General features: G+C 72.4%; 7 protein-coding genes. All 7 read left to right on the top strand.

The features are described from left to right. Positions 1 to 235 precede the first annotated feature (235 nt). Entirely contained in the window at positions 236 to 424 is a 189-nt protein-coding gene (locus tag Srubr_RS13250; RefSeq protein ID WP_203855002.1) for a hypothetical protein, read from the top strand. Continuing rightward, a complete protein-coding gene (locus Srubr_RS13245) occupies positions 421 to 3,924 on the top strand; it encodes an amino acid adenylation domain-containing protein (RefSeq protein WP_203855001.1) in 3,504 nt (1,167 codons plus the stop codon). The genes Srubr_RS13250 and Srubr_RS13245 overlap by 4 nt, the downstream gene beginning before the upstream one ends. Next, positions 3,921 to 5,150: a cytochrome P450 gene (locus Srubr_RS13240; protein WP_189999749.1), complete on the top strand. Its 1,230-nt coding sequence runs from the start codon at positions 3,921 to 3,923 to the stop codon at positions 5,148 to 5,150. Before Srubr_RS13245 ends, Srubr_RS13240 begins: the two co-directional genes overlap by 4 nt. Further along, positions 5,147 to 5,896: a 3-oxoacyl-ACP reductase FabG gene (gene fabG / locus Srubr_RS13235; RefSeq protein ID WP_189999750.1), complete on the top strand. Its 750-nt coding sequence runs from the start codon at positions 5,147 to 5,149 to the stop codon at positions 5,894 to 5,896. The genes Srubr_RS13240 and fabG overlap by 4 nt, the downstream gene beginning before the upstream one ends. Before the next feature lie 82 nt (positions 5,897 to 5,978). Further along, entirely contained in the window at positions 5,979 to 6,434 is a 456-nt protein-coding gene (locus Srubr_RS13230; protein WP_189999751.1) for a type II 3-dehydroquinate dehydratase, read from the top strand. 13 nt (positions 6,435 to 6,447) lie between these two features. After that, entirely contained in the window at positions 6,448 to 7,230 is a 783-nt protein-coding gene (locus tag Srubr_RS13225) for a thioesterase II family protein (protein WP_189999752.1), read from the top strand. 223 nt (positions 7,231 to 7,453) lie between these two features. Beyond that, complete coding sequence (locus Srubr_RS13220; RefSeq protein WP_189999753.1) at positions 7,454 to 8,266, top strand: NAD(P)H-binding protein; 813 nt, start codon at positions 7,454 to 7,456, stop codon at positions 8,264 to 8,266. The last annotated feature ends 242 nt before the right edge of the window (positions 8,267 to 8,508 follow it).

Here is an 8,508-nt window from a genome sequence, read left to right as displayed (position 1 = left end):
CATCCTGCCGGCGTTCCTTCGTGTCGCGAAACGACCCTTCCCGGCCGAGCGTCTCGCCCGTGCGATCCGCACGACCGCCGGGTGGATGCGCGCGGCCGGTGTCGGCCCGGGCACCTCGGTCGTCCCCCCCCCCCCCCCCCCCCGTCTGCTGACCAGTCCCAACACACCGTCCACCCTGGTGTACCGGTACGCGGTGAACCTCCTGGGATGCGCGACGGCGGTCCACTTTCGCGGGGTGAACGCCGCGGACCCTCAGGACGAGTTGGGTCCTCGCGTCCAGGCGGAGATTCTCGCCGGGCTGCGGCCGAGCGTGCTGGCGGTGGACCAGGACAACCTCGACCGTGCGCGCGAGCTGCGTGCCGCGGCCGGATCGGCGTTCGCCCTCGCCGCCCGGGTCCGTACGGACCGGATGTTCTGGACATGAGCCGCCCCTTGGAGTCGCCGTTCGACGACGCGACGGCCGAGCGGGCGGAGATCGCCGTGGTGACGTTCACCAGCGGATCGTCGGGACGGCCCAAGGGCGTCTGCTGGCCGTTCGACGTGAAGGACGACATGGCCTCGGCGGCCGCCGGGGCCCAGCCGGCGGTCTGTCTGATCACCGGGACGCTGACCCACTCCAGCGGTTTCTCGGCCGATGACGCGATCATCGCCGGGGGCAGTGTCGTGCTGCACCACGGGTTCGACGCCGAGGCGGTGCTCCGAGCCGTCGAACGGCACCGCGTCACCCGGCTCGTCCTCGCCTCTGCGCAGGTCTACGCCCTCACCGAGCATCACGCGTTCGACGACTACGACCGCTCCAGCCTGCGCGAGGTGTTCTACACCGGGAGCCCGGCCGCGCCGGAGCGGCTGGCGGCCGCCGCCAAATCGCTCGGCCCGGTGCTGTTCCAGGTCTACGGCACGAGCGAGACCGGCATGATCAGCCTGCTCACCCCACAGGATCATCTGGACCCCGACCTGCGGCGCACGGTCGGCCGGCCCCCGGCGAACGTCCGGATCACCATCCGTGATCCGCGAGACCACGACCGGCTCCTCCCGCCGGGCGTCTCCGGCGAGATCTGCTCGTCCGGGCGCTGGGCGATGAGCCACTACTGGAACGACCCGGAGCAGACCGCGCGGACGGTCCGCGACGGGTGGGTGCGCACCGGCGACATCGGACGGCTCGACGAGTCGGGATACCTGACCCTCGAGGGCCGCCTCGACGGGGTCCTGAAGGGTCACGGTGTCCGCATCCACCCGGAGGCGATCGAGCGCGTGCTCCTCGAACACGCCGACGTGGCCCAGGCCGCGGTGTTCGGGATCGAGGACGAGGATTTCCTGGCGCTGGTCCACGCGGTGGTGACGCCGGCGCCCGGCTGCACGCCGCGGCCGGCCGACCTGGGGGCGTACGTGGCGGACGCGCTCGGTGACCGCCATGCTCCGGTGGACATCGAGGTCAGGTCCGAACTGCCGCTGCTGGGATCGGCGAAGCCGGACCGGAACCTGCTGCGCGAGCAGGCGCTGGGCGCGCGGTTCTGGCACGCGTCGCTAGGGGGGGTCGACGGTGATTCCCTGCTCCGGGACAGGCTCGCCCGGCCGGGCGACGACACGTTGGGGGCACCCGCACTCCAGCGGCGGATCCCGGATTTCCCGTCCGCAAAGAACACGCTGCTCGGAGTCTGGGCGGTCCTGCTGCACCTGCTGGGCGCCGGCTCGCCGGTCGTCTTCGGGGCCGGGCCCCGGCCGCTGCTGGTGGCCGTCGCGCCGGGCGAGGAGATCGGCGCCGTCCTCCACCGGGTCGAGGAGGCCGTGGCCGCCTCGGCCGGGCACGCCCGGCTGGGACCGCGGGGGCGGGCCGAACTCGACGCCGCGGCAGACACGTTGTTCGACACCGCGCTCACCTTCACCCGTGTCGGGGACCCGCCGCCCGGCCCGGCCCGGCCGCTCACGGCCGAGCTCAGGGTGGGCCACGACGCGGGCGATCTCGTCCTGACCCTGGTCACCGACCCGCGGCGGATCGGCGCGGACTGCGCCGGACGCCTCCTCGAGATGGTCCTGCGCCTGCTCGGGGCATTTCGCGAGGCGCCCGGCCAGCCGGTCGCCTCGCTGGACCTCCTCGACCCGGCCACCCGCCGCCAGGTGCTGCAGGAATGGAACTCCTCCCGGCAGGAGCAGCCCGCCGCGACCCTGGGCCGGCTGTGGCAGGACGCTGCGGACGCACACGCCGGACGGCCGGCCGTGGAAGAGGCCGGCGTCACCACCTCGTACGCCGAACTCGACCGCCGTGCCGGCCGGCTCGCGGCGGCCATCGCGCAGGCGGGTGCGGCGCCGGGCCGGATGGTGGCCCTCCTGCTGCCGCGGTCCCTGGACCTGATCACCGCGCTCCTGGCGACCGTCCGGACCGGCGCGGCGTTCGTCCCCATCGACCCGGGATACCCGCCAGAGCGGATCACGGCGATGCTGGAGGACTGCGACCCGGTGGCGGTCTGCACGACGGCGTCGGCCGACATGCCCTCGACCCGTCCCTGGCCGCGCGTCCACCTGGACGGGCCGGAGGCCGGCGAGCCGGCGGGCGGGTTTCCCCGGGTCGCGCCCGACGTGGCCGATCCGGCGTACGTCATCTACACCTCCGGCACGACCGGCCGGCCGAAGGGCGTCGTGGTCACCCACGCCGGGCTGGCGAACCTGGCCGCGGCCAAACGCGAGGGCCTGGGACTGGACAGCACCGCCCGGGTCCTGCAGTTCGCCTCACCGAGCTTCGACGCGTTCGTCGCCGAGCTGTTGGGCGCGTTCACCTCGGGGGCGACGGTGGTCGTGCCGCCGCAGGGCCCCCTCGCCGGAGAACCGCTGACGGCGGTTCTGACCGAGCGCCGGATCACCCACGCCATCCTGCCGCCGGTGGCACTGTCCAGCATGGACGGCGCCGCCGGCGCACTGCCCGGGCTCCGCGGCCTGATCAGCGCGGGCGAGGAGTGCCCGGCCGAGCTGGCCGCGCGCTGGTCGCAGGGCCGCCGGATGGTCAACGCCTACGGGCCCACCGAGGTCACCGTCTGCGCCACTCAGAGCGGGCCGCTCACGGCAGACGGCCGGCCTCCGATCGGACGGCCCGTCGCCGGTGCCCGCGCCTACGTGCTCGGCCCCGGGCTGCAGCCGGTGCCACCCGGATTCCGCGGCGAGCTCTACATCGCGGGCCCCGGCGTCGCCCGGGGTTACCTCAACCAGCCCGCCCTGACAGCCGTACGCTTCGTGGCGGACCCGTTCGGCCCGCCCGGCAGCCGGATGTACCGCACCGGCGACATCGCCTCCTGGCGCGCCGACGGCAACCTGGACTTCCACGGCCGGGCCGACGACCAGATCAAACTGCGGGGCTTTCGGATCGAGCCGCGCGAGGTGGCGGCGGTGCTGGAGGAACTGCCCGCGGTCGCCCGTGCGGTGGCCGGCGTACGCGAGGACCGTGGCGGCCGGGCCCGGCTGATCGCCTGGGTCGTGCCCGCCGACGGGGAGGCACCCACCCCCGAGCGGCTCCGGGAGCACGCGGCACGCCGGCTGCCGGAGCACATGACGCCGACGGGGTACGTCCTCGTCAGTGCCCTGCCCATGACGCCGAACGGCAAGCTGGACCTGGCCGCGCTGCCCGCGGTCGCCGAGCGGGACAGTCCCCCGCCCGCGGCGGCGCGGCCGGCCCTGCGCACGCCGGCGGAACGCGCGCTGGCCGCCATCGTCGGGGAGCTGCTGGGCGCCACGGACGTCGGCGCCGACAGCGACTTCTTCGCGCTCGGCGGCGACAGCATGCTGGCCATCTCGCTGATCCGGCGCGCCCGCGAAGCGGGTCTGGCCCTCTCCCCCAAGGAGATCGTGGGAAACCCCACGATCGGTGCCCTCGCCGCGGTGGCCACCTCGCTGCCGTCCCCGCCCGCCCAGACGCCTCACGTGGAAGGCCGCCGATGACCCGCCCCGTAGTCAGCCCTGAGCTCCTGGATTCGCTCGACCTCGCCGACCCGGTGCTGCACGCCGAGAACGAACTCTCCGAGGTGTGGCGCCGGCTCCGGCAGGAGCGGTCCCACTACTGGCATCCGGCGCGGGGGGACCGTCCCGGCTTCTGGGTCTTCACCCGCTACGCCGACGCGATGGCGGTCTACCGGGACAAGGAACACTTCACCACCGAAGGCGGCAACGCGCTGGCGACCCTGCTGGCCGGCGGCGACTCGGCGTCCGGCTCGATGCTCGCGGTGACCGACGGCGACAAGCACACCCAGCTGCGCAACGTGCTCAACGCGGCGTTCTCCCCTCGCCGGCTCAAGACCATCCGCACGGCGATCCGGCGGACCATCGACGACCTGATCCGGGCGGCGATCGACAAAGGCGAGTGCGATTTCGTCCACGACGTGTCCGCGAACGTCCCGCTGGGTGCGATCTGTGGCCTGATGGACGTGCCCGAGGCGGATCGCCGCTATCTGCTCGGGCTCACCTCGCACGCGTGGAGTTCCGACTACGCGGACGCCCCGCCGCAGGAGAGCTGGCAGGCCAAGAGCGAGATCCTGCTCTACTTCGCCGACCTGGCGCACACCCGGCGCGGCAGTGACGCCGACGACGTGGTCAGCCTGCTGGCCAACTGCCGCATCGGGGGCGGGCCGTTGAGCGACGCCGACCTGATGTCCAACTGCTACGGGCTGATGATCGGCGGCGACGAGACCGGACGGCATGCCATCTCCGGCGGTCTGCAGGCACTGATCGAGTGGCCGGACCAGTGGCGGGCGCTCAAGGAGGGCACCGTCGGCCTCGACACCGCCGCCAACGAGGTGCTGCGCTGGACCGTGCCGTCCCTGCACGGCGGACGCACGGCGTCCGGGGACACCACGGTGAACGGCCAGCCGGTCAAGAAGGGCGACATCGTCAGCGTCTGGATCTCCTCGGCCAACCGGGACCCCGAGGTCTTCGCCGACCCGGACCGCTTCCTCCTCGACCGCAGGCCGAACAAGCACCTGACCTTCGCCTTCGGCTCGCACCTCTGCCTGGGGCACACGCTGGCACGCATCGAAGTGGAGGAAATCCTCGACTCGTTGCGCACGCTCGTGTCGTGCGCGGAACAGACCGGGCCGGAGCGGTGGATCTACTCCAGCATCCTGCACGGCATGAGCTCCCTGCCGGTCACGCTGACGCCCGAGCCGGCGTGAACCGCGTCGCCATCGTCACCGGATCGGCCCGGGGCATCGGTGCCGCGGTGGCCGGCAGGCTGGTCGGGGACGGCATCGACGTCGCCGTCCTCGACGTGGACGTGACGGCCGCGCAGAGCACGGCCGCCGGCCTGGTCCGGGCGGGCGGCCGCGCCGGGGCCATCGGGGTCGACGTGAGCGACGCCGACGCGGTCAGCACGGCGGTCGACGAAGTCGTCGACCGGTTCGGGCCGCCCTGCATCCTGGTCAACAACGCCGGCATCACCCGGGACAACATGGTCTTCTCCCTCTCACCGGCCGACTGGGACCTGGTCATCAACGTGAACCTGCGCGGCACATTCCTGATGACGCACGCGGTCGCCGAGCACATGGCCAAGCTCGGCTGGGGCCGCGTGGTGAACCTGTCGAGCATCGCTGCGGTCGGCAACCCCGGCCAGGCCAACTATTCGGCGGCGAAAGCCGGAATCGAGGGCCTGACCAAGACGCTGGCCCTGGAACTCGGTCCGCTGAACGTCACAGTCAACGCCGTGGCGCCCGGCTACGTGGCCACCGAGATGACCGCGGCCCTGGCGGCGCAGGCCGGCCGGACGGCCGAGGAACACCAGGCGCAGGCCGCGGCGACGATCCCGCTGCGCCGGGTCGGCCGGCCGGAGGACATCGCCGACGTCGTGGCCTTCCTGGCCAGCGACCATGCCTCGTTCGTGTCCGGCCAGATCATCCATGTCGCCGGCGGACCGGTCTGCTGACCGGCTCCTCCGCCCGACCGCGCACCCCGAACACCGAACACCGATACGCCGATACGCCGAAGGCCGAAGGAGACTGCCCCCTGTGACCACCGTGCTCCTGCTCAACGGGCCCAACCTCGGAATACTCGGAGACCGCGAACCGGAGATCTACGGCTACGACACCGTCGACGACATCGCGAAATCCGTCGCCGACGAGGTGGCCGAGGCCGGCTGGCAGGTCGTCGCGATCCAGGACGACCACGAAGGAGGCCTGGTCCAGGCGGTGCACGCGCACCGCAGGTCGACCATCGGCGCGATCGTCAACCCCGGCGCGCTCATGATGGCCGGGTGGAGCCTGCGCGACGCGCTCGCCGCCTATCCCGCGCCGTGGATCGAGGTGCACCTGAGCAACGTCTGGGCCCGTGAGCGCTTCCGCCACGAATCGGTCCTGGCCCCGCTGGCCAGCGGGGTCGTCGTGGGTCTCGGCGCGTTCGGCTACCGCCTGGCCGCCCGGGCGCTGCTGGAGCTGTGCGGCCCCGATCCCACACACCAAAGCTAGGGAGGCACCCGCGATGCCGGAGTCATCGGCGCACCTGAGGGCCTGGCTGCGCCGCTTCAGCCCGGCCGGGGACGCGATGTCCCTCCTGGTCTGCCTGCCGCACGCGGGCGGATCGGCCAGTTTCTTCTTCCCGCTCGCGCGAGCGCTGGCCCCCGAGGTCGACGTACTGGCCGTGCAGTACCCGGGCCGGCAGGACCGCCATCACGAGCCGAGCATCGACAACCTCCCGGAACTGGCCGACCGGATCACCGACGCGGTGCGGCTCGTGGACGACCGGCCCCTCGCCCTGTTCGGACACAGCATGGGGGCGCTGCTGGCGTACGAGGTCGCCCTGCGGCTGGCCGCCGACGGGCTGCCCGCACCGTCCCGCCTGTTCGTCTCCGGGCGCCGGGCGCCGTCCCGGTACCGGGACGACCGGTTCCACCTGTCCTCGGACGGTGACGTCCTCGCCCACCTGCGCCGGCTCGGCGGTCCCGGTTCGACGGCACTCGACGACCCGGAGATCCGGGCGATGGCCCTCCCCCTCATCCGCAACGACTACCGTGCGGTGGAGACCTACCGGCATGATCCGTCCGCCGTCCTGGACTGCCCGGTCACCGTACTCACCGGCGACCGCGACGCACTGGTGAGCCCGGAGGAGGCGCACGCCTGGGCCGGGCACACGACCGGGCCGACCGACGTCGTGACACTGCCCGGCGGTCATTTCTACCTGGCCGACCAAAACGAGCAGGTCGTGGCGCTCCTTCGTCGGCGGCTCGCGGCCGTCACCGCGCAGCAGACACCGCGTCTGCGGTGAGGACGGTGAGGAGCGCTCGGTGCCGCGGATCCGCCCGCGGGCCCGCGCTTATCGAGCCCGGCGGCCTTCCTCCGTGCGTCATCTACGCGGCGGTGATGCGCCGTTGACGTCCCAGAGGGTCTGCGCGGCCGGGCGAAAGCCGCGTACCGTGGCTCTCCGTCAGGTTCTCAGTACTGTATGGCCGTTCGTTCGAACGTCGACCCGCCGATCCTCTGGAGGAGTCTTGTCCGTTCTTGTCACTGGTGCGTACGGCGATGTCGGCAGCCATGTGGTGGCCGGGCTGTTGTCTGCCGGAGTCCCGGTCCGCGGGACCAGCCGGACGCCGCGCACCGGCGAGTCGCCGGATGGCGTCGAGATGGTCCGCCTCGACCTGGACGAGCCGGAGACCTGGCCGGCGGCGCTCGACGGCGTCAAGAAGGTCTTCCTGTACGCCCATGCGGACCGTGTCGCCGATTTCGCCGGTGCGGCGCGGGCTGCCGGGGTGGAGCACATCGTGCTGCTGTCCTCGGCCGCCGTGGTCGATCCCGCCACCCGGCACAGCCGCAGCGCGGTGATGCACTCCGCGGTGGAGGAAGCGCTCCGGGAATCCGGGATCGCCTGGACGTTCCTGCGTCCCACCACCTTCGCCACGAAACAGCTTCACCTGGCGCCGGCGATCCGGTCCGGGGAAGTACTGCGGATTCCCTTCCTGCAAGCCCCCACCGCGTCGATCCACGAACGCGACATCGCCGACGCGGCGGTCTGCGCGCTGACCGGTGCCGGGCACGAGGGGAAGGGGTACTGGCTGACCGGGCCGCAGGCCCTGACGCAGCAGGAGCACATCGAGGTGATCGCAGCGGTGACCGGGCGGCCGATCGAGGTGGTCGACCTGGCTCCCGAGGACGCCGAGCCCAAGCTCCCGGAGTTCTTCATCCGGATCATGACCGAACTCATGAACAATCCGTGCGTCGTGACACCCGCCGTCGAGGAGATCACCGGAGTGCCGGCCCGCTCGTTCCGGCAGTGGGCCGAGGACCACATCAAGGACTTCAGCTGACCGCCCGGGGCCGCGGCCGGCTTCGCGGCCGGCGCGGTCATCATGCGATTTCGGCCGGGACTACTCACGTTGGTTATGGCTGTGCGCGGCGGCGCGGGCAAAACTGACCGGGCGCCTGGGTGGGGGGCAACCCGCGTACGCAGCCGAAGGGGACAGCATGACCGCGGTTTCTCTGCGTCTGAGAGATCAGTCGTATGAGGTGATCATTGGTCCGGGGGTGCGGACGGCGCTCGCCGGCGTCT

Origin of the sequence: Streptomyces rubradiris, assembly GCF_016860525.1 — a bacterium.
Classification (GTDB): Bacteria; Actinomycetota; Actinomycetes; order Streptomycetales; family Streptomycetaceae; genus Streptomyces; species Streptomyces rubradiris.
This window is presented reverse-complemented; position numbering and strand designations above follow the sequence as displayed.